Origin of the sequence: Aromatoleum toluclasticum ATCC 700605, assembly GCF_000378245.1 — a bacterium.
GTDB classification, from domain to species: Bacteria; Pseudomonadota; Gammaproteobacteria; order Burkholderiales; family Rhodocyclaceae; genus Aromatoleum; species Aromatoleum toluclasticum.
Window position 1 is genome coordinate 346009 of record NZ_KB899495.1, and the last position, 23100, is coordinate 369108.

The 23100-nt window shown below is 66.5% G+C and carries 18 protein-coding genes; 14 read left to right on the forward strand and 4 right to left on the reverse strand.

Going from position 1 to position 23100, the window contains the following annotated elements; genetic code table 11:
* Positions 1-53: 53 nt before the first annotated feature.
* The 8 genes from F464_RS0111015 (at position 54) to minE (ending at position 9587) form a co-directional block, all read left to right on the forward strand.
* Positions 54-2747: a bifunctional acetate--CoA ligase family protein/GNAT family N-acetyltransferase gene (locus F464_RS0111015; protein WP_018989864.1), complete on the forward strand. Its 2694-nt coding sequence runs from the start codon at positions 54-56 to the stop codon at positions 2745-2747.
* A gap of 9 nt (positions 2748-2756) precedes the next feature.
* Positions 2757-3605 carry a D-hexose-6-phosphate mutarotase gene (locus F464_RS0111020; RefSeq protein WP_018989865.1) on the forward strand — a complete coding sequence of 283 codons (849 nt, stop codon included), beginning with the start codon at positions 2757-2759 and terminating at the stop codon, positions 3603-3605.
* Between the two features lie 272 nt (positions 3606-3877).
* Positions 3878-6214: a Tex family protein gene (locus F464_RS0111025; protein ID WP_018989866.1), complete on the forward strand. Its 2337-nt coding sequence runs from the start codon at positions 3878-3880 to the stop codon at positions 6212-6214.
* Between the two features lie 37 nt (positions 6215-6251).
* Positions 6252-6620 (forward strand): ArsC family reductase, encoded by a 369-nt coding sequence (locus tag F464_RS0111030; RefSeq protein WP_018989867.1) that lies wholly within the window; start codon positions 6252-6254, stop codon positions 6618-6620.
* Positions 6617-7501 (forward strand): Hsp33 family molecular chaperone HslO, encoded by an 885-nt coding sequence (gene hslO / locus F464_RS28330; RefSeq protein WP_018989868.1) that lies wholly within the window; start codon positions 6617-6619, stop codon positions 7499-7501. The genes F464_RS0111030 and hslO overlap by 4 nt, the downstream gene beginning before the upstream one ends.
* Before the next feature lie 203 nt (positions 7502-7704).
* On the forward strand, positions 7705-8478 hold the full coding sequence (gene minC / locus F464_RS0111040; RefSeq protein ID WP_018989869.1) for a septum site-determining protein MinC: 774 nt from the start codon (positions 7705-7707) through the stop codon (positions 8476-8478).
* Between the two features lie 31 nt (positions 8479-8509).
* Positions 8510-9325: a septum site-determining protein MinD gene (minD, locus tag F464_RS0111045; protein WP_026295922.1), complete on the forward strand. Its 816-nt coding sequence runs from the start codon at positions 8510-8512 to the stop codon at positions 9323-9325.
* Between the two features lies 1 nt (position 9326).
* Positions 9327-9587: a cell division topological specificity factor MinE gene (gene minE, locus F464_RS0111050; protein ID WP_018989871.1), complete on the forward strand. Its 261-nt coding sequence runs from the start codon at positions 9327-9329 to the stop codon at positions 9585-9587.
* Positions 9588-9649: 62 nt separating this feature from the next.
* On the opposite strand, the gene F464_RS0111055 is transcribed toward minE, so the two are convergent.
* The gene (locus tag F464_RS0111055) at positions 9650-11449 is read right to left on the reverse strand and encodes a methyl-accepting chemotaxis protein (protein WP_018989872.1); all 1800 of its coding nucleotides are present in this window, start codon (positions 11447-11449) and stop codon (positions 9650-9652) included.
* A 241-nt stretch (positions 11450-11690) separates the two neighbouring features.
* Between F464_RS0111055 and lysS the strand changes: the two genes are divergently transcribed.
* The 5 genes from lysS (at position 11691) to F464_RS0111080 (ending at position 18518) form a co-directional block, all read left to right on the forward strand.
* Positions 11691-13199 (forward strand): lysine--tRNA ligase, encoded by a 1509-nt coding sequence (gene lysS, locus F464_RS0111060; protein WP_018989873.1) that lies wholly within the window; start codon positions 11691-11693, stop codon positions 13197-13199.
* A gap of 87 nt (positions 13200-13286) precedes the next feature.
* A complete protein-coding gene (gene mnmC, locus F464_RS0111065; protein ID WP_018989874.1) occupies positions 13287-15194 on the forward strand; it encodes a bifunctional tRNA (5-methylaminomethyl-2-thiouridine)(34)-methyltransferase MnmD/FAD-dependent 5-carboxymethylaminomethyl-2-thiouridine(34) oxidoreductase MnmC in 1908 nt (635 codons plus the stop codon).
* A 388-nt stretch (positions 15195-15582) separates the two neighbouring features.
* Positions 15583-17139: a PAS domain-containing sensor histidine kinase gene (locus tag F464_RS0111070; RefSeq protein WP_018989875.1), complete on the forward strand. Its 1557-nt coding sequence runs from the start codon at positions 15583-15585 to the stop codon at positions 17137-17139.
* Positions 17136-17792 carry a response regulator gene (locus F464_RS0111075; protein WP_018989876.1) on the forward strand — a complete coding sequence of 219 codons (657 nt, stop codon included), beginning with the start codon at positions 17136-17138 and terminating at the stop codon, positions 17790-17792. Before F464_RS0111070 ends, F464_RS0111075 begins: the two co-directional genes overlap by 4 nt.
* A 168-nt stretch (positions 17793-17960) precedes the next feature.
* Entirely contained in the window at positions 17961-18518 is a 558-nt protein-coding gene (locus F464_RS0111080) for a phasin family protein (protein WP_018989877.1), read from the forward strand.
* 88 nt (positions 18519-18606) lie between these two features.
* On the opposite strand, the gene F464_RS0111085 is transcribed toward F464_RS0111080, so the two are convergent.
* Complete coding sequence (locus F464_RS0111085) at positions 18607-19188, reverse strand: phosphoribosyltransferase family protein (RefSeq protein ID WP_018989878.1); 582 nt, start codon at positions 19186-19188, stop codon at positions 18607-18609.
* 172 nt (positions 19189-19360) lie between these two features.
* On the opposite strand from F464_RS0111085, the gene F464_RS0111090 reads away from it, so the two are divergent.
* Positions 19361-20596 carry an MFS transporter gene (locus tag F464_RS0111090; RefSeq protein WP_018989879.1) on the forward strand — a complete coding sequence of 412 codons (1236 nt, stop codon included), beginning with the start codon at positions 19361-19363 and terminating at the stop codon, positions 20594-20596.
* 9 nt (positions 20597-20605) lie between these two features.
* Here F464_RS0111090 and F464_RS0111095 read toward each other — a convergent pair whose 3' ends face one another.
* Together F464_RS0111095 and F464_RS0111100 are read right to left on the reverse strand one after the other, a co-directional pair.
* Entirely contained in the window at positions 20606-21073 is a 468-nt protein-coding gene (locus F464_RS0111095; RefSeq protein WP_018989880.1) for a pyridoxamine 5'-phosphate oxidase family protein, read from the reverse strand.
* A 1-nt stretch (position 21074) separates the two neighbouring features.
* A complete protein-coding gene (locus F464_RS0111100; RefSeq protein ID WP_018989881.1) occupies positions 21075-22805 on the reverse strand; it encodes a sigma-54-dependent Fis family transcriptional regulator in 1731 nt (576 codons plus the stop codon).
* Positions 22806-23100 lie beyond the last annotated feature (295 nt).

The window sequence follows — 23100 nt, forward strand, 5'->3', positions numbered from 1 at the left end:
CGTGCCGCGACAAGCGGACGGCGGCTGGCGAACCTGGATCCAGGCAAATGACAATGAAAGAAAAGCACTACCTCAGCCCGCTGCTCGAACCGAAATCGGTCGCGGTCATAGGCGCCAGCGAGCGCGAGAACTCGATCGGCCACGTGGTCGTGCGCAACATGCTCGACGCCGGCTTCCGCGGACGCCTGTTCGCGGTGAACCCCAGGCACGAAGCCGTGCTCGGCGTTCCATGCCACAAATCGGTCGAGGACGTGCCACACCGGCTCGACCTGGCCGTCATCGCCGTGCCGGCAGAGAAAGTGCTCACGGTCGTCGAAAGCTGCGGCCGTGCAGGGGTCAAGGCGATCATCATCCTGTCCGCCGGCTTTTCCGAAAGCGGCCCGCGCGGCGCCACACTCGAGCGCCACGTCGTCGAAGCCGCACGCCGCTACCGCATCCGCCTGCTCGGCCCCAACTGCCTCGGCATCATGCGTCCCGAACTGGGCCTGAATGCGACTTTCGCGCATGTCAGCGCGCTGAAGGGCACCATCGGCCTCATCTCCCAGTCCGGCGCGCTGGTCACCTCCATCCTCGACTGGGCCAAGCCGAGCAACATCGGCTTCTCCACCGTCGTCTCGCTCGGCTCATCGAGCGACGTCGACTTCGGCGAAATCCTCGAATTCATGATCTCGGACCCGCGCACCGAGAGCATCATCATGTACGTCGAAGGCATCCGTGACGCGCGTCGCTTCATGAGCGCACTGCGCGGCGCCGCCCGCGTGAAGCCGGTGCTGCTGATCAAGGTCGGCCGCCATCCCCAGGGCGCGCGCGCAATCCGCCTGCACTCGGGCTCGGTGAGCGGCGACGACACGGTGTTCGACGCCGCCCTACGCCGCGCCGGCGTGATCCGCCTGTACAACATGGGCCAGCTCTTCGCCGCTGCGAACGCGCTGTTCGCGCACTTCCGCCCGCGCGGCAACCGTCTCGCGATCGTCACCAACGGCGGCGGCCCGGGCGTCATGGCCGTAGACCGTGCCGCCGACCTGGGAATCCCGCTCTCGGAGTTCTCCGAAGGGACGATGGAAAAACTCAACGCGATCCTGCCCCACGGCTGGTCGCGCGCCAATCCCGTCGACATGCTCGGCGATGCCGACGTCGAACGCTACAAGAAGACGGTGCAGGCCGTGCTGGAGGGCCCGAACGTCGACGGCGTGCTGGTGATGCTCACGCCGCAAGCGATCACCGATCCCACCGCGGTCGCCCAGGCCATCGTCGAGGTCGAAAAGACCGCAGACAAGCCGGTCGTCACGTGCTGGATGGGCGACGAGCTCGTGCGCGAAGGGCGCAAGACCTTCGAAGCCGCGGGAATTCCCACCTTCCGCTCGCCCGAACCGGCCGTCGAACTCTTCAGCCACCTGTCCGCGTACTACCGCAACCAGAAGCTGCTGATGCAGACGCCGGCGTCGCTGTCGCACCTGAAGCCGCCGAGCATCGAAAGCGCCCGTCTCGTCATCGAGACCGCGCTGGCCGAGCGCCGCAAGGTGCTCAACGAGATGGAATCCAAGGCGCTGCTTGCAGCCTTCCGCATCCCCATCGCGCAGACCGTCGTCGCGCGTTCGGCGACCGAGGCGATGGTGCTGGCCGAAGAGATCGGCCTGCCTGTCGTGATGAAGATCGACTCGCCGTCGATCATCCACAAGGCCGACTCGGGCGGCGTTCGCCTGAACCTGGGCAGCCTCGCCGCGGTACGCACCGCCTATCAGGAAATCCTCGAAGACGTCCGCCGCAACAAGCCCGATGCGGCCATCAACGGTGTCGCGATCGAGCCCATGATCGTGAAGCGCAACGGCCGCGAACTGGTCGTCGGCGTGCGCCGCGATCCGGTCTTCGGACCGGTGATCACCTTCGGCGAAGGCGGCAACCGCGTCGAAGCCAACAAGGATCTCGCGGTCGCGCTGCCGCCGCTGAACAATTACCTCGTGCACGACCTCATCAAGTCGTCGCGCGTCGCCAGCCTGCTGGGCGAATTCCGCACCATGCCGCCCGTGAATATGGAGGCGCTGGAATTCGTGCTGCTGCGCGTCTCCGAAATGGTCTGCGAGCTGCCGTGGATCACGACGATGGAGATCAATCCCCTCATCGTCGACGAACACGGCGCCGTCGCCGTCGATGCGCGCGTCACGGTCGAGAACGTCTCGCCATCGGTGGACCGCTACGCCCACATGGCGATCCACCCCTACCCCTCGCAGCTCACCAGCACCTGGACGCAACCCGACGGCACCGCTGTCACGATCCGCCCGATCAAGCCTGAAGATGCCGAACTCGAAGTCGAATTCGTGCGCAAGCTGTCGTCCGAGACCAAGTACTACCGCTTCATGAACACCATGCGCGAACTGCCGCCCGCGATGGTCGCGCGCCTGACGCAGATCGACTACGACCGCGAAATGGCCTTCCTTGCGACGATCCCGGGCGAGGACGGAACGAGCGAGGTCGAAGTCGGCGTGTGCCGCTACGCCGTCAACCCCGACGGCGAATCCTGCGAATTCGCGGTCGTCGTCGCCGACGACTGGCAGCACCGCGGCCTCGCGCGCAAGCTGATGGGCGTACTGATCGAGACCGCGCGCAACAAGGGCCTGCTGTACATGAACGGCGTCTTCCTGTCCAACAACGAGCGCATGCTCAAGTTCGTGCAGGGCCTCGGCTTCGTGCTTTCCAGCGATCCCGAGGACAACACCGTCAAACTCGGCGTGCTCGCGCTACAGGACTGAACACCCGTAATGCCAGCCACCATCGAAACCGTAGACTTCCACGGCCAGCCCGCCCTCGCGCTCGCCACGCAGGCGGGCGCCCGCGCCGTCGTGTCGCTGTTCGGCGCCCAGGTCCTGTCATGGATTCCCGCCGGCGGCGAAGAGCACCTCTACCTCAGCCCCGCCGCCGTCTACGACGGCAGCACCGCGATCCGCGGCGGCATCCCCGTCTGCTTCCCGCAGTTCGCCGGACTCGGCAAGCTCCCGAAGCACGGCATCCTGCGCACCCGCCCCTGGATCGTAAGCGATCAACGCAGCGGCGACGACTATGCGCTGGTCACGCTGCGCTTCACCGAGACCGACGACACCTGGGCGATCTGGCCGCAGAACTTCGTCGCCGAACTGACCGTGGTCGTCGAGGGCGAGCGTCTCGACGTCGAACTCGAAGTCGAGAACACCGGCCACGCCCCCTTCGCCTTCACCGCCGCGCTGCACACCTACCTGCGCGTGCACGAAGTCGAGAACGCACGCCTCGAAGGGCTCTACGGCCACGACTACCGAGACTCCGCCGACCACGACCGCGTCAAGCGCGACTCCGGCGACGTGCTCGTGGTCGAGGACGAGACCGACCGCATCTATCACGACGTCAAGCGTCCGTTGCTGCTGCGCGACAGGAATCGCCACCTCGGCATCAACGCTGAAGGCTTCCCCGACGTCGTCGTGTGGAACCCCTGGGAAGAGCGCTGCGCCGCGCTCGCCGACATGCCCGCGAACGGCTTCCGGCACATGCTGTGCGTCGAGGCCGCCGCCGCGCGCCAGCGCATAGAGCTCGACGCCGGGGAAAGCTGGGTCGGACGCCAGAGCCTCGTTGCGCTCTGAGGCCACACGTTCTGCAATCGGACGGTGCTCGCATCCTGGGCACTCGCACGCCCGTGTGGGTGGTTTCGTGGGAGCGGCTTCAGCCGCGAATCGGCGCCTGACGAACCCGAGCCGGTCGATTCGCGGCTGAAGCCGCTCCCACAGCCCGAGTTCTGCTCTACCGGGCTTCATGCGATTACCCTGTGCTTGCATCGGCAACGCCGCCTGTTGCACCATCGCCCCCCTCTTCACTGCCAACTTTGCCGGGCGCCCCTGAACGGCCCGCGAGACTCATGCTCCCCCCGATCGAACACCGTATCGCCGCAGAACTTGCGGCCCAGCCCCGCCAGGTCGTCGCCGCCATCCAGCTCCTCGACGAAGGCGCCACCGTGCCCTTCATCGCCCGCTACCGCAAGGAAGTCACGGGCGGCCTCGACGACACCCAGCTGCGCAACCTGGAAGAACGCCTCGGCTACCTGCGCGAGCTCGAGGATCGCCGCGCCGCCGTCGTCTCCTCGATCACCGAGCAGGGCAAGATGACCGACGCGCTGGCCGCCGAGATCGCCTCCGCCGAGACCAAGCAGCGCCTCGAAGACCTCTACCTCCCCTACAAGCAGAAGCGCCGCACCAAGGCCCAGATCGCCCGCGAAGCCGGCATCGAGCCGCTCGCACTCGCGCTGCTCGAAGACCCGAACCTCGTCCCCGAGACCGAGGCCGAACGCTATTTCAACGTCGAAGCCGGCTTCGCCGACGTCAAGAGCGTGCTCGACGGCGCGCGCCAGATCCTCATCGAACGCTTCGCCGAGGACGCCGAACTCCTCGGCACGCTGCGCACCTGGCTGCAGGAAAATGGCCAGGTCAGCTCGACGGTGATCGAAGGCAAGGAAACCGAAGGGGCGAAGTTCCGCGACTGGTTCGACTTCCGCGAGCCCATCGCCTCCATGCCCTCGCACCGCGCGCTGGCTCTGCTGCGCGGGCGCAACGAAGGGATGCTGCGCCTCGCGCTCACCGTCGACCAGCCCGACCCCGACGCGCCCCACCCCTGCGAGGGCCGCATCGCAGCGCGCTTCGGCGTGCGCGACCAGGGCCGCCCGGCCGACCGCTGGCTGCGCGACAGCGTGCGCTGGGCGTGGAGCGTGAAGATCTCGCTGCACCTCGAACTCGAACTGATGAACGAGCTGCGCGAACGTGCCGAAGAAGAGGCGATCCGCGTGTTCGCGCGCAACCTCAAGGACCTGCTGCTCGCCGCCCCGGCCGGCGCGCGCTGCACGATGGGGCTGGACCCCGGCATCCGCACCGGCGTGAAGGTCGCAATCATCGACCGCACCGGCAAGCTCGTCGACACCGCGACGATCTACCCCTTCGAGCCGCGCCGCGACCGCGAGGGTTCGCTCGCGACGCTCGCCGCGCTGGCGAAAAAACACGCGGTAGACCTCGTTGCCATCGGCAACGGCACCGCCTCGCGCGAAACCGACAAGCTCGTCGCGGACCTCATGGAAGCGCTGCCGCAACTACGCCTGACCCGGGTCACGGTGTCCGAAGCCGGCGCGTCCGTGTATTCCGCGTCCGAGCTCGCCGCGCGCGAATTCCCCAACCTCGACGTGTCGCTGCGCGGCGCCGTGTCGATCGCCCGCCGCCTGCAAGACCCGCTCGCCGAACTCGTGAAGATCGACCCGAAGTCGATCGGCGTCGGCCAGTACCAGCACGACGTCAACCAGTCGCGCCTGGCGAAGAGCCTCGACGCCGTCGTCGAGGACTGCGTGAACGCCGTCGGCGTCGACGTGAACACCGCCTCGGCGGCGCTGCTCGCGCGCATCTCCGGCCTCAACGCCACGCTCGCCGGCAACATCGTCGAGCACCGCGATGCCAACGGCCCCTTCCCGAGCCGCGACGCGCTGAAGAAGGTGCCGCGCCTCGGCCCCAAGACCTTCGAACAGGCCGCCGGTTTCCTGCGCATTCCCAACGGCGAAAACCCGCTCGACGCCTCCTCGGTGCACCCCGAGGCCTATCCGATCGTCCAGCGCATCCTCGCCAAGGTCAGCAAGAACGTGCGCGAACTGATGGGCAACGCGAGCTTCCTGAAGACGCTGCGCCCGGTCGAATTCACCGACGAGCGCTTCGGCCTGCCGACCGTTCAGGACATCCTCGCCGAACTGGAAAAACCCGGCCGCGACCCGCGCCCCGAGTTCCGCACCGCCTCGTTCCGCGACGGCGTCGAGACGCTCAAGGACCTCGCGCCGGGCATGATGCTCGAAGGCGTGGTCACCAACGTCACGAACTTCGGCGCCTTCGTCGACATCGGCGTGCATCAGGACGGCCTCGTCCACATTTCGGCGCTGTCCGAGCGCTTCGTCAAGGACCCGCACAGCGTCGTCAAGGCCGGCCAGGTCGTCAAGGTGAAGGTGCTGGAGGTCGACCTGCCGCGCAACCGCATCGCGCTGACGATGCGCATGAGCGACGAACCGGCGGCCACCCGCCCGGCCGGCGGCGCGCGCGACAACGCGCCGCGTGGCCGCAGCGACGGTCCGCGCCCGGACCGCAACGCCCCGCGCACCCCGTCGCGCGGCAACGACCGCCCCGCCGCCGCCGGCGCGATGGCCGACGCGCTCGCGCGCGCGCTGCGCAAGTAAGCCGCCAGTAAGCCAACATCGGGACGCAAGCCTGACGATGAACACGACGATTTACGGCATCAAGAACTGCGACACGATGAAAAAGGCCTTTGCCTGGCTCGATGCGCAGAACATCGCCTACACTTTCCACGATTACCGCAAGTCCGGCATTTCCCCCGATACGCTCGCGCGCTGGTGCGAGCGCCTCGGCTGGGAGGCCCTGGTCAACACGCGCGGCACCACCTGGCGCAAGCTCGATCCCGCGCAGCAGGCCATCGCCTCCACGGCGGACGCCGTCGCACTGATGGCCGCGCACACCAGCGTCATCCGCCGGCCGGTGATCGAGACCTCGTCCGGCGGGATCATCGCCGGTTTCGACCCCGAACGCCTCGTGGCGCTGTTCGCCCGGGAAGGAGCCCGCTCATGAAGGACCACAAGAGCTACGTCCGCCGTTTCCTGCTCGAAGACCTCGACATCCGCGGCGCCGTCGTGCGCCTGGACGACGTCTGGCAGGCGCTGCAACAGGGCCGCGACTACCCGCGCAACGTCGCCACCCTGCTCGGCGAGATGAGCGCCGTGTCCGCGCTGATCTCCGCCAACCTCAAGCAGGCAGGCCGCCTCACCTTCCAGGTACAGGGCCACGGCCCGGTGCGCCTGCTCGTCATCGACTGCAACGAGGCCCTGAACCTGCGCGGCTTCGCGGCCTTCGACGATCACGTTCCCGAAGGCGACCGCCTGCCGGAGCTGGTCGGCGACGGCATCCTCCAGCTCACTTTGGACGTCCAGGGCATGGACCAGCCCTACCAGAGCCTCGTCCCGCTCGAAGGCAACAGCATCGCCGCGGTGTTCGAGCACTACCTGCAGCAATCCGAGCAGCAGCCTGCGGGCCTGTGGCTCGCCTGCAGCAAGGATGCCGCCGCTGCGCTCTTCCTGCAGAAGCTGCCCGGCGCGGATGCGCGCGACGAGGACGGATGGTCGCGCGCGCACCAGTTCGCCCAGACCGTCACGCGCGAGGAACTCCTCGCCCTCGACCCCGAGACCCTGCTCGGCCGCCTGTTCGCCGAGGAGACGGTGCGCCTGTACGACGCACGCCCGGTGATCCACGACTTCCCGCCCGACCGCGACAAGATCATCGCGATGCTGCGCTCCCTGGGCGAAAGCGAAGTCCGCCGCATCTACGCCGAACACGGCGAACTGATCGTGCGCGACGACCTGTCGAACCACGAATACCGCTTCGAACCGGACGAAATCGACGAATTCTTCAAGTGCGGCCCCGGCGACGTCGATTCGCCCCCGACCCTGCACTGAGCCCCGTTCGCACGATGCCGCGCAGGGCGAAGGGAGCCGAAGGCGGATCCCGCCATCCGGCACTCGAGCGCCCTCGCCCGTTGGCGTGGCGGGATGCGCTGCGCTCCTCCCGCCACGCCTGGGTTTGCGCGATTGCCCCGCAGAGCCTTGCCCGATTCCATCGTCCTCAGTAGACTTCAAAGCTTTTCGGCCCCTTCGCACCCATGTCCGCACCCAACGCCGCCCGTTCGATCGAGTTCCGCAACGCGACGATCGGCGCCACCATCGCGGTCCTGCGCGAAACCGAACCGGCAAGGCTCGCCGATGCCCTGCACCTGATGCTCGGCGGCATGCCCGACTTCTTCAACGGTGAAGCGGCCGTGCTGGATTTCTCCGGCGTGACCTCGCATCCCGAGCGCATCGACTGGGTCGGCCTCGCCAGCCTGCTCCGCCGCTACCGGCTGCAGCCCGTCGGCGTGCGCAACCTGCCCGAGGAGCTCGCAGCATCGGCACGTCAGGCCGGCCTCGCGATCCTGGACGGTGCAGAACTACGCGAACGCCAGGCTACCGCCCCTCCCGCACCGCAGGCGCGACCGGAACCTGCACCCGCGGCACAGCCCGCTCCGGCCACGGCTCCGGCTCTGGCCGCGAACACCCTTTACATCGACCGTCCGCTGCGTTCGGGTCAGCAGGTCTACGCCCGCGGCGGCGACCTCGTGCTGCTCGCCGGCGTCAGCAACGGCTCCGAAGTCATCGCCGACGGCAGCATCCACTGCTACGGCCCGCTGCGCGGCCGCGCACTGGCCGGAGCCCAGGGCAACACCGAAGCGCGCATCGTGACGACCAACTTCGGCCCCGAACTGCTGTCGATCGCAGGCATCTACCGCACCTTCGAACAGGGCATTCCCGCCTCCATCGCTGGCCAGGCTGCACTGGTGCGCCTCATTGCCAGCGGCTCCGAACATAAACTTGACATCGATTCGCTGCAGCTCGGTTGAGCGCAGCGCACACTATCTGGAAGGACATACCGTGACTCGTGTCGTCGTCGTAACTTCGGGCAAGGGTGGCGTGGGCAAGACCACCACCAGCGCCGCCTTTTCCTCCGGCCTGGCCCTGCGGGGCTTCAAGACGGCCGTCATCGACTTCGACGTCGGCCTGCGCAACCTCGACCTGATCATGGGCTGCGAGCGCCGCGTCGTGTATGACCTCATCAACGTCATCAACGGCGACGCCAAGCTCAACCAGGCACTCATCAAGGACAGGCACTGCGACAACCTGTTCGTGCTGCCCGCATCGCAGACGCGCGACAAGGATGCGCTGACCGAGGAAGGCGTCGAGAAGGTCATCCACGACCTCGAGCACATGGGTTTCGACTACATCGTGTGCGACTCCCCTGCCGGCATCGAACGCGGCGCGGTGCTCGCGCTGACCTTCGCCGACGAGGCGATCGTCACGACCAACCCCGAAGTCTCGTCCGTGCGCGACTCCGACCGCATCCTCGGCATCCTGCAATCCAAGTCCCGCCGCGCCGAGGAAGGCAAGGAGCCAGTCAAGGAACACCTGCTCGTCACCCGCTACTCGCCCAAGCGCGTTGAGGAAGGCGAGATGCTGTCGTACAAGGACGTGCAGGAATTGCTGCGCGTGCCGCTGATCGGCGTGATCCCGGAATCCGAATCCGTGCTCCAGGCCTCCAACCAGGGCACGCCCGCCATCCACCTGAAGGGCTCCGACGTTTCCGAAGCCTATACCGACGTGGTCGCGCGCTTCCTCGGCGAGACCCGCGACCTGCGCTTCGTGAATTACGAGAAGCCTGGCCTGATCAAGCGCCTGTTCGGAGGCAAGTGAGATGTCCTTCCTCGCCCGCCTCTTCGGCGAAAAGAAGAAGACGGCCGAAATCGCCAAGAACCGCCTGTCGCTGCTGATCGCGCACGAACGCAGCGGCGACGCGGCCAAGGTCGACTTCCTGCCCGCGCTGCAACGTGAGCTGATCGAGGTGATCTCGAAGTACGTCTCGGTCAATCCGGACGACATCAGGGTGCACCTCGACAAGCAGGACAACTACGAGGTCCTGGAAGTCAAGATCGAGCTGCCCGAACAGGCACGCTGACCCCGCCCTGCGACGCACGCCGCACGTCACCGGACGCCGCACGGCGCCCGGTGGCACGACGTTCAGCGTTCGGCGAGCAGCGCCTCCGCCGGCATGCCGACCCGCACATTGCCCCAGAGCCGGCCGCCGACGGTGATCGGCATCGACATGTCGCACAGGATCTCGCCGGTATCGCGCATGAAGGTCTGCAGCAGCAGCGGGTCGGTGTTCTTCGCCCCGCGCAGTTCGGCCACCCCCTCGAACTTGCGGCAAGTGCGGTTGCCGACCAGATCCGCCTCCCGGTTACCCGTCAGCGGCTTCGAATACTTGAGGTTGTGCCCCGACAGATAGCTGTCGACGTTCAACCCCACGGCATACGAGCAGCCCGGAATCGCCGCGAGGCATTCGTCGAGCAGCTTCTGGCAGCGGCGCGTATATTCGTCGCCCCACGACACCTTGAACTTCTGCGGGAAGGTGTCGGGAATCGGCTGGTAGCGCCTGTCGAACACATCGATACGGCTGCTCCTCATCTCCTCGAGCTGAGCCTGCACACGGTCCCGGAAGATCCGCGCCTGCTCGACGGCGTGATCGAACTCGCCCTTGCCGATCTTGAAGCGCGACACCAGCTCCTGCACGGATTCGGTCGCGCGGGCGAGCTTCACCGTGCAGTCCTCGGACTCTTCCATGTGCGTCGCAACCGTGCCCGACAGATCGTGGATCGCAGCCACGTTCTCATGCACCTGCCCGTTGGTCGCCGACAGCTGCTCCATCGCGGTCGCGATCTGCAGCAACTGCTCGCCGGTCGTCTCGAATTCGCCGACCATGAACTGGAACTGCGTCGCCGAGCGCGCGACGACTTCGCGCGCCTGCAGCACGTCGACGTTGATGATCTCGTTCTCGGCGCGGGTGTTCATCACGCGGCCGATCATCCCGTCGATGTTGCCGGTGATCTCCTCGGCGGCGGTATTCACGCGCTCCGCGAGCTTGCGCACCTCGTCCGCCACGACCGCGAAACCGCGGCCCGCCTCGCCCGCACGGGCGGCCTCGATCGCGGCGTTGAGCGCGAGGAGGTTGGTCTGGTCGGCGATCTCGCGGATCAGCGACGCGATCTGCTTCACGCTCACGGAGCGCTTCGACAGGTCGTCCACGGTCGCGTTGAAGTGCAGCACTTTCTCGCTCACCGCGTTGATCTTCTCAGCGATGTCGCGCATCTCCCCCAGCGAAGCGCGTGCGATTTCCAGGTTCTTGGTCGTCGACGCGGAGATCTGATGCGTGCTCTCCGACACACTCTCGATCGCGGAAGTCGATTCGGTGCTCGCGCTGAACACGACCTCGGTGAGTTGCCCCTGCCGGCGCGCGTTGTTCGCTGCCCCCTGGACGCGCGACTTCACGATCACCGCGTCGCGGGCGATGCTGACGGTCATCGTGCGCACGTCGCCGATGATCTGGCGCATCTTCTCGGCGAAATGGTTGTAGCTGATCGCGAGATCGCGCAGTTCGTCGTGCGTGACGAGCGGCAGGTTGCGCGAGAAGTCGCCCTCGCCGCGCGCGATCTCGTTGAAGATGTCCGTGATGAGGCGCACCGGCCGCACGATCAGATGGCGCAGATAAAGGATCTGTCCCGCGCAGACCACCAGCGCAATCGCGGTCAGCCCTAGCATCAGGTACCAGCCTGCGTCGAGGGTCGCCATCGTCTGCGCGAGCAATTCGGGCGAAACGCTGCCCGTCTCCAGAAGCGTCCGGATGCTCGCCTGCTGGCTGCCGTAGATGACCAGGTAAACGAGGTTGATGACGCACAACAGCAGAAAGCTGCACAGCTTCTTCGTCAGCGAGTTCCAGAAGGTCTTCTCTATCGTTACGTACAGGCTCTCGGGCGAGCTCATGGGAAGTCTCCGATCTATTTTTGTCCAAACATGGCAACCTCTATCGGCCGCGAAGGCGGACACTTTAGGCGAAGCGCGAAACGGATGTGCGCACCGGCGCCCGGCACGCGACGACCGGCGGAAGATGTGCGACGGCCGGGGCAAACCTCGGGGGCGGCATGGGCCTTCCCTGATGGTTCGAATTTGCCCGGTATCCCGCGGCATGCCACAATTGTCTTTTTTCGCCGTAGCCTGCCGATTCATGAGCGACCAGAACAACAACCCCGTCACCGTGCCCGACGAGAACCACATCATCGCCGAGCGGCGTGAAAAACTGGCCGCGTGGCGCGCCACCGGCCGCGCCTTCCCGAACGACTTCTCGCGCGAAAACACCGCCGGCAAGCTCGACGAGCTGTATGGCGACAAGGAAGCCGAAGCCCTGGACGCCAACCCGGTCGAAGTCAAGGTCGCAGGCCGCGTGATGCTCAAGCGCGTCATGGGCAAGGCCAGCTTCATCACCATCCAGGACCTGTCCGGCCGCATCCAGCTCTACGTCACGCGTGACGCCGTCGGCGAGGACGTCTACGCCGACTTCAAGCACTGGGACATCGGCGACATCGTCGGCGGCGTGGGCACCGTGTTCAAGACCCGCACCGGCGAGCTGTCGGTGAAGGTGTCGGAAGTCCGCCTGCTCACCAAGAGCCTGCGTCCGCTGCCGGACAAGTTCCACGGTCTCACCGACGTCGAGCAGAAGTACCGCCAGCGCTACGTCGACCTCATCATGAGCGAGCAGACGCGCTTCACCTTCGTCGCGCGCAGCCGCATGGTGCAGTCGATCCGCAACTACATGGTCAACCACGGCTTCCTCGAAGTCGAAACGCCGATGATGCACCCCATCCCCGGCGGCGCGGCGGCCAAGCCCTTCACCACCCACCACAACGCGCTGGACATGGAACTGTTCCTGCGCATCGCGCCCGAGCTCTACCTCAAGCGCCTGGTGGTCGGCGGTTTCGAGAAGGTCTTCGAGGTCAACCGCAACTTCCGCAACGAAGGCCTGAGCCCGCGCCACAATCCCGAATTCACGATGATGGAGTTCTACGAGGCCTATGCAGACTACCGCAGCCTGATGAACTTCACCGAAGGCCTGCTGCGTCAGGCGGCGCGCGAGGCGCTGGGCACCGAGGTGTTCGTGTATCAGGGCCGCGAACTCGACCTGTCCAAGCCGTTTGCACGCCTGACCATCGTCGAGGCGATCCGCAAGTACCACCCCGGCTACACCGTCGAGCAGCTCAACGACGCCGCGTGGGTGCGGAACAAGCTCAAGGACATGAAGGCCGAACCGCGTGACGGCGCCGGCCTCGGCACGCTGCAGCTGATGCTGTTCGAAGAGACCACCGAAGCCGAGCTGTGGGAGCCGACCTTCATCATCGACTACCCGGCCGAGGTGTCGCCGCTGGCGCGCCGCAACGACGCCAACCCGGACATCACCGAACGCTTCGAGCTCTTCATCGTCGGCCGCGAGATCGCCAACGGCTTCTCCGAGCTGAACGACCCCGAAGACCAGGCGGCGCGCTTCCTGGAGCAGGTCAAGGCGAAGGAAGCCGGCGACGAGGAGGCGATGTACTTCGACGCCGACTACATCCGCGCGCTCGAATTCGGCCTGCCCCCGACCGGCGGCTGCGGCATCGGCATCGACCGCCTCGTGATGCTGCTGACGGACAGCCCCAGCATCCGCGACGTGATCCTGTTCCCGCAGATGCGGATGGAGTGAGCGGGACACTGCAAGGAAACCAGGGCGCCGCAAGGCGCCCTGTCCTTTTCGAGGCGGCCTTTTTCTTCACCGTTCCACCCGACGCCCATGCCCATCGACCCTGCCCGCCTGAACTTCACCGAGGACGGCACGCCCTGCTCGGTCGCCTACGGTGACGTGTATCACTCACACAACGGCGGACTCGAGCAGGCGCGGCATGTATTCCTCGGCGGCAACGGCCTGCCGGGACGCTGGCAGGGACGCGCGAGCTTCACGATCGTCGAGACCGGCTTCGGCCTGGGACTCAACTTCCTCGCGACCTGGGCGGCATGGCGCGACGATGCGCAGCGCTGCGACCGGCTGCACTTCGTGTCGGTCGAGCGTCATCCCTTCCCTCGCGAGGACCTCGCCGTCGTGCACGCGCGCTGGCCCGAACTCGCGTCGCTGGCGGCGGAGCTGCAGGCGAGCTGGCCCGTGCTGACGCCAGGCTTCCACCGCCTGCATCTCGACGGCGGCCGCGTCGTCCTGACGCTGCTGTTCGGCGACGCGCTGGAACTGATCCCCGAACTGCAGTGCCGCAGCGACGCCTTCTACCTCGACGGTTTCTCGCCCGCAACGAACCCGGAGCTGTGGTCGGCCGGACTGCTGCGCGAACTGCCGCGCCTGGCCGCAGCGGGCGCCACCCTCGCGACCTGGTCGGTGACGGGCGAGGTGCGGCGCACACTCGGCGAGCTCGGCTTCGACTGCGAGAAGGTGGCCGGATTCACCGGCAAGCGCGAGATGCTGCGCGCCCGCTTCGTCAACGCCGGCGACACTGCCGCAACGGACCCGGTCCGCCATGCGCTCGTGATCGGGGCCGGGCTCGCCGGCAGCAGCATCGCGAACCGTCTCGCCGAACGCGGCTGGACGGTCGACGTCATCGACGCGGCGGCGGAGCCGGCACAGGGCGCGTCGGGCAACCTCAGCGGCGTGCTGCGCCCCCTGCCCAGCCTCGACGACAACCGCCTCGCCCGCATCACCCGCGCCGGAGCACTGTACGGACTGCGCCACCTGCAGCGCCTGAGCGCCCGCGGCCTGCCGGTGCGCTGGGATGCGTGCGGCGTGCTGCACCTGGCACGCGACCCGATGCATGAGGAAAAGCAGCGGCGCGTCGTCGAGGCACAGCGGGCCCCCGGGGAGTACCTGGGGTTCGTCGACCGCGACGAGGCATCGCGCCTTGCGGGCTGGCCGCTACCGCTGGGCGGATGGTGGTTTTCCGGCGGCGGCTGGGTCAATCCGCCCAGCCTTTGCAGGGCGAACCTCGCCGCCTTCCCGGAGGCGATCCGGTGCCACTTCGGCCGCGGGGCCGCCGCGCTGGATGCGGGAAGCGAGGGCTGGCGCGCACTCGACGCGAACGGCAAGCTGATCGCCGCCGCGCCGGTCGCGATAGTCGCGAACGGCGTCGGCATCCGGCAGTTCCCGCAGGCCGCCGCCCTGCCCGTACGCAGCGCGCGCGGCCAGGTCAGCCATCTCCCGGCGCAGGCGGACAGCGCGCCGCGCGTGGTCGTGTGCCGCCTCGGTTACGTCAGCCCGGCCATCGACGGAGTACGCTGCGCCGGCGCAACGTTTTCGGTGAACGACGAAGATCCGTCGCTGCGCGTGACCGATCATCGCGAGAATCTTGCCAAGCTCGACTTCATCCTGCCGGGCTTCGCCGCCGGTTTCGATCCGGCCCGCCTCGACGGACGGGTCGGCTTCCGCCCGGCTTCGCCGGACCGCCTGCCGATGGTCGGTGCGGTTCCGTCGGTGCGGCAGGCCGATCGTGCGAGCCCGCTCTCGTCCATTCCGCGCCATCCCGGCCTCTACGCGGTCGAAGGCTTCGGTGCGCGCGGACTCGTCTGGGCGGCGCTGGCCGCCGAACTGCTCGCGAGCGAACTCGCGGGCGATCCCCTGCCACTGGAGCGTTCGCTGGTGGAAGCGCTCGATCCGGCACGCTACCTCCTCCGCCCGCCTCGTCACACGATGTCGGAAGAATGAGGAACGCCTGACGAAACATCGCGTTACATGCTGCTACGGGGTTCCGGGTATAGGTCCCGGATACGCCCCCCAGTATGATCGATTGTTTCGAAAGTTCGCGCTAACGTCATTTCCGGAAATGCCGTCAGAATGACCGTGGAACGCGACTCCGCGGGAGATGTCCCGCCCGCATCTTCGGGCTGCGGAACACGTATCGGCGGGTGAACCGATCGCGTGCTTTGGACGAGCGCAATTCCTATAAATATTCTTGACCGGCACACTAGAATGAAAGCGGTAGCTTGGGATTTCGCACCGTCCGGAAACGCACACGCGAATGTCGGCGCGGACCCGGACGCGGCGCCATGCGTTTTTGTGTCCCCTGCGTCGATTTCGACGCAGTGAGCTTGCCATGCCCCGGGAAATTGCCGATCGACCCAATGCCGAAGAGGTTCTGCGCGCAAGCGAGGCTCGCCTGCACGAAGCGCAGGCCGTCGGACGAATGGGCGACTGGGAGCTGGATCGCGACACCGGTGCAATGAGCTGGTCACCGCAACTGTTCCGCCTGTTCGAGCGCTCCAGCGCGCAGGGCACGCCCGACCTGAACGAGGCACTGGGCTATTATTCGCTGGAATCGGTGGAGCACACCCGCGCCGCATTCTGGGAAGCCATCGACACCGGCGCGCGACAGGAGCTGGAACAGAGCGTGCTCCTGCCTTCGGGAGCCCAACGCTACCACGCAACAACGATCGTCCCCGTCAAGAATCACCGCGGTCGCGTATATAAGCTCTACGGCACGACGCAGGACATCACCGAACGCAAGCTCGCGGAGCAGGAGCTGCGGCGCAAGACTTTCGAGATCGAGGATCTGTATCAGAATGCGCCCTGCGGCTATTACTCGCTCGACGCCGACGGAATGATCATCCGCATCAACGACACACAACTGCGCTGGCTGGGCTATGCGCGCGAAGAAGTCGTCGGGCGCATGCGGGCGTTCGAGTTGTTCAGCCCAAGCAGCCGGGCGCTGTTCGGACAGGTATTCCGCACGTTCAAGAAGACCGGCCTCCTGCGCAACATGGATATCGAGCTATTGCGCAAGGACCGTACATCGATGCCCGTGCTGCTCAGCTCGACGGCCATCTTCGACGCGCAGGGCAGTTTCGTCGCGAGCCGGACGGTGCTTTCCGACAATTCCGACCGCAAGCAGCTGGAGCTCGAGCGCGCGGCCCACGCGACACGGCTCGCGGAGCTCTCGCGCCACATGGTCGACGTGCAGGAAAACGAGCGCCGCAAGTTCGCCGCGGAACTGCACGATCACACCAGCCCCAATCTCGCCGCACTGCAGCTCACACTCACGAACCTTGCGCGCGCGCTGCCCGCCCCCGTACACGCGGAACTCGAACCCCTGCTCGACGACGCACAGGCCCTGCTGCTCGACACCATCACCGGCATCCGCGACATCTGCACCAACCTGCGGCCGGCGACGCTGGACTATGCCGGGCTGATTCCAGCCGTGCAGGACTATGCGCAGCAGTTCCACCTGCGCACGGGCATCGCCGTGCACCTCGACACCACCGACTTCAACATGCAACTGCCCTCGAACGTCCAGTCACTACTCTTCCGCATCACCCAGGAGGCGCTCACGAACTGCGCGAAACACGCGCGCGCGCGAAACGTCCGTATCCATCTGGAAAATTCCGAAAATCAGCTGCTGATGGACATCGCCGACGACGGCATCGGCTTCGATCCGCGGCATCTCGGCGAGTCCGGTACGGCGCCGGGACTGGGTCTGCTCACCATGAAGGAACGCGCCGAATTTGCCGGCGGAACATTCGCGCTGAATTCGGAACTGCAGACTGGTACCGAGATCCGGGTCAGCTTCGATCTCCATGCAGGTGAATTCAGCAAGCAGCCGCGCTCGGCAAGAAGCTTGGCCAATGAGCGAAGCGCAAGCGCGGGGCCGGTATGAGCAACGTGAAAGTGCATATCGCCCTTGCAGACGATCACCGCATGTTCCTGCATGCGCTGCGTGCGTTGCTGGAGAAGGAGCCCGGCATCGAGGTCGTCGGCGTTGCGGGCACCGGGGACGAACTGCTGGCCCTCGTCGGGGACAAGCCGGTCGATATCGTGTGCATAGACATCGGCATGCCCGCGATGAACGGAATCGAGACGACCCGGCGCCTGCTGGCCCTGCGGCCGAACGTGAAGGTCATCGGCCTGTCGGCGTTCTCCGACCGGCAGTTCGTGCTCGACCTGCTCAATGCCGGGGCACGCGGTTACGTCACCAAGGCCGAGGCGGGCGAGGAGCTGTTGCGAGCGATCCATACCGTGCAGCTCGGCAAGACCTATCTCTGCCCCGACGTCGCCGCGACGGTCACGAGCGCGCTGCTGGACAACACGCCGCGCGACACCTCGACGCCGCGCATCACCGCACGCGAACGCCAGGTGCTGCAACTGATCGCGGAGGGGCATACCTCGGGACGGATTGCCGAACGCCTGCACCTGGCCGCATCCACGGTCGAGGTGCACCGTCGCAACATCATGCGGAAGCTCGATCTGCATAGCGTGGCGGAGCTTACGAAATATGCCATTCGCAACGGAATCACGACGATATCGGGATAATTCCCCTGCCGCGGGCGAAATACCTGGAATCAGGTATCCAAAACACGCAGAACGATGTATGTCACGGGTGACGCCCGCAACGTAGCATTCCTTTTCCGCACTGCCGGACGCCCAGACGACGAAGATCGGATAGCGCCCATGATCACATACAGCCGAGGAGAGCTTGACGTGAACAATCTTGTATCCGCCCAGAAACTGGCGAAAGCCGCGAACGGCAACATCGAAGCCTTCCAGTCGCTCGCCGACACCATCCTGAACGCGACCGAACGCCTGCTGGCGCTCAATATCGATGCCGCACGCAGTGCCTGCGCGCGCGTGTCCGTGAGCGCTGCGCCGCTGGTCGAGGGCGACATGCGCGAGCAGTTCGCCTCGCGCCTCGCTGCCCAGAATCAGTCGCTGGAACAGGCCGCCGACTACTTCCGCAACGTCAACGAGCTGTTCTTCCAGACCCAGAGCGAGATCGCCGCCTTCGGCACCCGCCAGTTCGACGAAGCCGCACGCGGCCTGGGCGAGTTCGTGGAGAATTTCGCCCACACCGCCCCGACGGGCACCAACGACTTCGTCAATGCGGTCAAGACCGCAATGAGCAACGCCAGCGCCGCTTACGAGAGTTTCGTCAAGACCAGCCGCGACGTGGCGGAGACCAACATGGCCGCGGCCAGCAACGCGCTGCAGCCCATGCTGACGGCACAGGCGAGCAGCACGAAGAGCCGCAAGGCCGCCTGAGCACACACGGGCGCCCAGGCGCCCGGGCAATCGACACGAGGGGGCCGCCGGCCCCCTTTTTCATGCGAGGTATCCGCCTGCGCGGCCCTCAACCCCGGGACGTAGCAGCCCCCGCTTCGAGCTTCAGCAGTTCGATGCGGAACGTCGGCTCGTAGGGCGGCACGTTGCATTCGACGACGTCCGGCGGAGCGACCTGCAAGCGGACTCCCACGACGTCGGCATGGATCGGCAGGCGCGTGACGCAGCGGTCCGCGAGCGTGACGACAATGATCTGCCGTGGCTGCTTCTGCGCCAGCCAGGCCACCGCCCGCAGCATCGAATTCCCCGTGTACAGCACGTCATCGACGACGACGACGGTGTAGTCCTTCAATGCCAGCGCGCGCTGTTCCTCGTTGGCGTCCAGGCGGGTTTCGGGGTGCAGCAGGGTCAGGTCGTCCTCGTAGCGCTTGATCCTGAGATCGAGGCGCAGCGGTGCCGGCATGCCGTGATGGCGCTGCAGGGCCGCGACCAGCCGGTCTGCAAGCGGCGCACCGCGACGCAGGATGCCGACGACAGCGACGGGATCGGCGCGATCGAGGCGCTTGGCGAGCGCTTGCGCCATGTCGGAGAGGACCAGTTCGAGCTGGGTTTCGTCGTACAGGCAGGTGCGCAATCCACGTGGCCGTTCCATGGGCGACTCCGATATCGGGCCCGCATCCCCTGCAGGCGAAGCGCTTACTATAGCGCCGCTCGCACGACGCTGCGCGTCGTCATCAGCCCTCCCGTGCGCCGCTTTTTTGCTTGACGTCAAACGGTTTTACTTCCATCCTGAATCCATTCCGTACGATTTCCGCAGGATCCGCATGAAGACCCTCGACAGCAGGACGGCGCTGGCGCTGCTCGCCGGTTGCCTCGCCTCGGCCCAGGTCGGCAAGGTGCCTCCGGCGCTGGCCGCGATCAGGGATGAGCTCGGGGTGAGCCTCGTTCACGCGGGCTGGATCGCGACCGCGATCAACGCCGCAGCCGCCACGCTCGGCGTGCTCATCGGACTGGTGCTCGCCCGGATAGGCGCGCAGCGCGGGCTACTGGCGGGATTGCTGTTCCTGGGGCTGGGTTCCGCCCTCGGGTCGGCCGCGGCCGACGGACTGGCGCTGATCCTGTCGCGGGCGTGCGAGGGCGCGGGATTCGTGCTGCTCGTGGTCGCCGCCCCTTCGCTGCTGGCGACCGCGGCGGCCGACAACCCTCCGCGGCGCAGGCGGCTGCTGTCGCTGTGGAGCTGTTACATGCCCGCCGGGATGGGGTTGATGATGGCCATTGCGCCCTACATCCTCGAACACCACGGCTGGCGCGGCCTGTGGTCGGCCAATGCACTGGCGATCGGCATGTGCCTACTGCTCGCGCTGTCGCTGCGCGGCGGGGCGGAACGGGGAGCCGGCTCACGCCCGGTGCCGGTGGCAATGTTCACGCGCGCGCGCCTCGCGCAGCCCGCACCCTGGCTTATGGGGGTGTGTTTCGGCTGCTATGCGTCGATCTGGTTCATGATCGCGACCTGGCTGCCTTCGTTCGCGGTCGAGCACATGGGCTACACGCCGCAGCACGCGACCTGGCTCACCGCCATTGCCGTGGGGGGCAATATCCTCGGCAACCTGACGACCGATTTCTGGCTGGCACGAGGCGTTCCGCGCTGGGCGCTGCTGGCCGGGGTGTCGGTCATGATGGGCGCGTTCGGCTGGTTCGTGTTCACCGCGGGCTACGATCCGGTGCTGCGCTCGGTTGCGGCGGTCTTCGCCTGTAGCGTCGGGGGGCTGCTGCCTGCGGCCACGATGGGGGGGATTCCGCTGATCGCACGCACGCCGCCCGACATCGCGATCGCCAACGGCATCCTGATGCAATGCGCGAACATCGGCACCTTCGTGGGCGTCCCGGCCATCGCGGCGCTGGCGACCACGCTCGGCGGCTGGGACAGCGGCCGCTGGCTGATACCGGTGCTCGCGGGCATCGGCGTGGCAGCAGCGTGGGCGTTTCGCCGGGTCGAACTGCACCCCGCGGCGGATCCTGTCAGGGAAGCGCGGACGGGAAAGCTGGTCGAGCAGAGCTGAGCCCCTGCGCTACGCCTGACTGCGGCAATCGACGGCTTCGCGACGGCCGAAGCCGGCCGAGTTGTCGATGAAGTAGAGGCTTTCGGGCTCGAAGCGGTACCAGCGCACCTTCGCCAGCGCTTTCACGATGAAGGCGGGCGCCTGGGCGGCTTTCCCGACCACCGGATACTTTTCGCCGTAGAGCTCGCGCGCGCGGCTTTCCTCGGCGCCGCTGATTTCGGCCGCCCGCCCTTCTGCCTGGATGCCCTTGATCTCGGGCCAGTCGGCACAGTCTTCCTGAATCGTGATGGCGATGCGGGCATCGTGGGCGATGTTGCGGCTGTGCCGCGTGGTCGGCGCGGACAGGAAGTACAGGCGGAAGCCGTCGTTCACGTAGAACACGGTCGCCGCCCAGACACCCTCCTCACCATGCGAGGCGATGCTCATCGCGTGGTGCGCCTTCAGGTAGTCGAGCACCTTTTCGCGCAATGCGCTCATGTCATGCCGTCCCCGCCTCGGCATCCGGGGCCGCATCGCTTGAGGTGGCCTCCTCGTGCAGGCGCTTGAGGCGGTAGGCAAGCTGGGGGCGCGTCAGGCCGAGCATGCGTGCGGCGTACGAGAGGTTGCCGCGGGCCTTGTCCATCGCGGCCTCGAGCAGCATTGCCTCGACTTCGTCGAGCGTCATCGTGCCGTCGCACACGGCGTCGCACAGCGCACGGCCGGCGTTCGGGCCGTTGATGTCGAGCTTGCCGTCGGAATCGAGCCCCAGTTCCTGCACCTCGTCCTGGCTGCGCGACAGGAACAGGTGCTCGATCTCGATGCGGCCGCCGTTGGGGGCAAGGATCACGCCACGCTCGATGGTGTTCTGCAGTTCGCGGATGTTGCCGGGCCAGGCGTAGCCGACTAGAGCCTTCTTGGCCTTGTCGGTGAAGCCGAGCAGCTTCTTGCCGTTGATCGCGGCGTATTTCTCGAGGAAGTGCTTCGCCAGCGGCGAGATGTCGTCGCGCCGTTCGCGCAGCGCCGGGATGTTGATCTGGAAGGCGTTGAGGCGGTAGTAGAGGTCGGCGCGGAAGCGCCCTTCCTTGACCAGCTGCGCGAGGCCGGCGTTGGTCGCAGCGACCAGCCGGACGTTGATCTTGCGCACCTTGTCGTCGCCCAGGCGCTCGACCTCGCCTTCCTGCAGTACGCGCAACAGCTTGCTCTGCGCAGTGAGCGGGAGGTCGCCGATTTCGTCGAGGAACAGGGTGCCGCCATCGGCACGCTCGAAACGCCCCGGACGCGACACCTGCGCGCCGGTGTAGGCGCCCTTCTCGACGCCGAAGAGTTCGGATTCGACGAGATCGTGCGGGATCGCGGCGCAGTTGATGGCGACGAGCGGCTTGTCGCAGCGGTTGCTCATCTCGTGCAGGGCACGCGCGAAGAGTTCCTTGCCGACACCTGTTTCGCCGAGCAAGAGCACGGTGATCTGGCCGCTGGCGGCCTGCTTCAGGAGCGCCAGCGCCTGACGGAACTCGGGCGAATTGCCGATCATGTCGGCGGGGAGGTTCTCCTTCTCGGCGATCGTCGAACGCAGTTGCACGACCTGGGTCTGCAGGTCGATGAGCTGGTCGGCGATGGGATCGGGGGCGAAGTAGCGCATGTGCTCGTCGGCGTCTTCCCATTCCTCGATGGGCTTGCCGACGATGCGACAGCAGTCGTCGCCCATACCGGCGCATTCGACTTCCTTGAACAGGATCCGCCGCCCCATGAAGGCTGACGAGTAGCCGCAGGCGTAGCCGATCTGAGTCCAGCATACCGGCTCGTTATGGATGCCGTACTGGCGCCGGTGCGACTGCCCCTCCCACGAGTTGATCCAGCGGAACTCGCAGTGGAACTTCCCGGCTTCGCGGTCGACTTCGACGCGGATCGGGATCACGCCGACGATGCCTTCGAGCGAGTGCAGCTGCGGGCCGGTCATGAAGGCGTCGGTCTCGCTCAACTCGGGCATGCGGGTGCGCACGAGTTCGGCGTCGCGGGTTCCCGACGCGTAGCCCATGCGCAGCAGCAGGCCGCGCGCCCGGTTCATCCCGAGCGTGTCGATCAGCTCCTTGCGCAGCGAGGACTGGGCCTCGGCATGAACTAGAAGCATGCGGTGCTCGTGCAGCCATATCTGGCCGGTTTCGGCGCAGAAATGGACGCGCGAGCGCAGGTCATCCGCCGCCGCTCGCGACTTGGAATGGGCCCTGGTCATTGCCTGGTCCTCATGTGGTGTCTCCTCCTGGATCGTTCCTTCTACGCGTCGCACCTGCCCCCTGTATTGACCCAAGTCAAATGATTCGAAGTCGTGCTTTTTACTTTCAATTCGGGCCGTCCAGGAGGGGGTTCACCAAATGATGAATCCACCCGTGTCTAGCGTCCGAAAGCTCATCAATTGATCAAACGTCGCGTTGGCGCGCGCGGCGGAAAGCGAGGCCCCGCAAGGCGTTTCGAGGGGTGAGAAAAGATTTTTTTCCGCAGATGCGCAACGTGCGCCATCCCCTTGCACG

Bases quoted from the DNA above. Each gene is read 5' to 3' on its own strand.
- hslO (WP_018989868.1), top strand. From the start codon at position 6,617: ATGAAGGACCACAAGAGCTACGTCCGCCGTTTCCTGCTCGAAGACCTC.
- F464_RS0111075 (WP_018989876.1), top strand. From the start codon at position 17,136: ATGAGCAACGTGAAAGTGCATATCGCCCTTGCAGACGATCACCGCATG.
- F464_RS0111020 (WP_018989865.1), top strand. From the start codon at position 2,757: ATGCCAGCCACCATCGAAACCGTAGACTTCCACGGCCAGCCCGCCCTC.
- F464_RS0111015 (WP_018989864.1), top strand. From the start codon at position 54: ATGAAAGAAAAGCACTACCTCAGCCCGCTGCTCGAACCGAAATCGGTC.
- F464_RS0111090 (WP_018989879.1), top strand. From the start codon at position 19,361: ATGAAGACCCTCGACAGCAGGACGGCGCTGGCGCTGCTCGCCGGTTGC.
- minE (WP_018989871.1), top strand. From the start codon at position 9,327: ATGTCCTTCCTCGCCCGCCTCTTCGGCGAAAAGAAGAAGACGGCCGAA.
- F464_RS0111025 (WP_018989866.1), top strand. From the start codon at position 3,878: ATGCTCCCCCCGATCGAACACCGTATCGCCGCAGAACTTGCGGCCCAG.
- F464_RS0111070 (WP_018989875.1), top strand. From the start codon at position 15,583: ATGCCCCGGGAAATTGCCGATCGACCCAATGCCGAAGAGGTTCTGCGC.
- mnmC (WP_018989874.1), top strand. From the start codon at position 13,287: ATGCCCATCGACCCTGCCCGCCTGAACTTCACCGAGGACGGCACGCCC.
- F464_RS0111100 (WP_018989881.1), bottom strand. From the start codon at position 22,805: ATGACCAGGGCCCATTCCAAGTCGCGAGCGGCGGCGGATGACCTGCGC.
- F464_RS0111055 (WP_018989872.1), bottom strand. From the start codon at position 11,449: ATGAGCTCGCCCGAGAGCCTGTACGTAACGATAGAGAAGACCTTCTGG.
- minC (WP_018989869.1), top strand. From the start codon at position 7,705: ATGTCCGCACCCAACGCCGCCCGTTCGATCGAGTTCCGCAACGCGACG.
- lysS (WP_018989873.1), top strand. From the start codon at position 11,691: ATGAGCGACCAGAACAACAACCCCGTCACCGTGCCCGACGAGAACCAC.
- F464_RS0111030 (WP_018989867.1), top strand. From the start codon at position 6,252: ATGAACACGACGATTTACGGCATCAAGAACTGCGACACGATGAAAAAG.
- F464_RS0111095 (WP_018989880.1), bottom strand. From the start codon at position 21,073: ATGAGCGCATTGCGCGAAAAGGTGCTCGACTACCTGAAGGCGCACCAC.
- F464_RS0111085 (WP_018989878.1), bottom strand. From the start codon at position 19,188: ATGGAACGGCCACGTGGATTGCGCACCTGCCTGTACGACGAAACCCAG.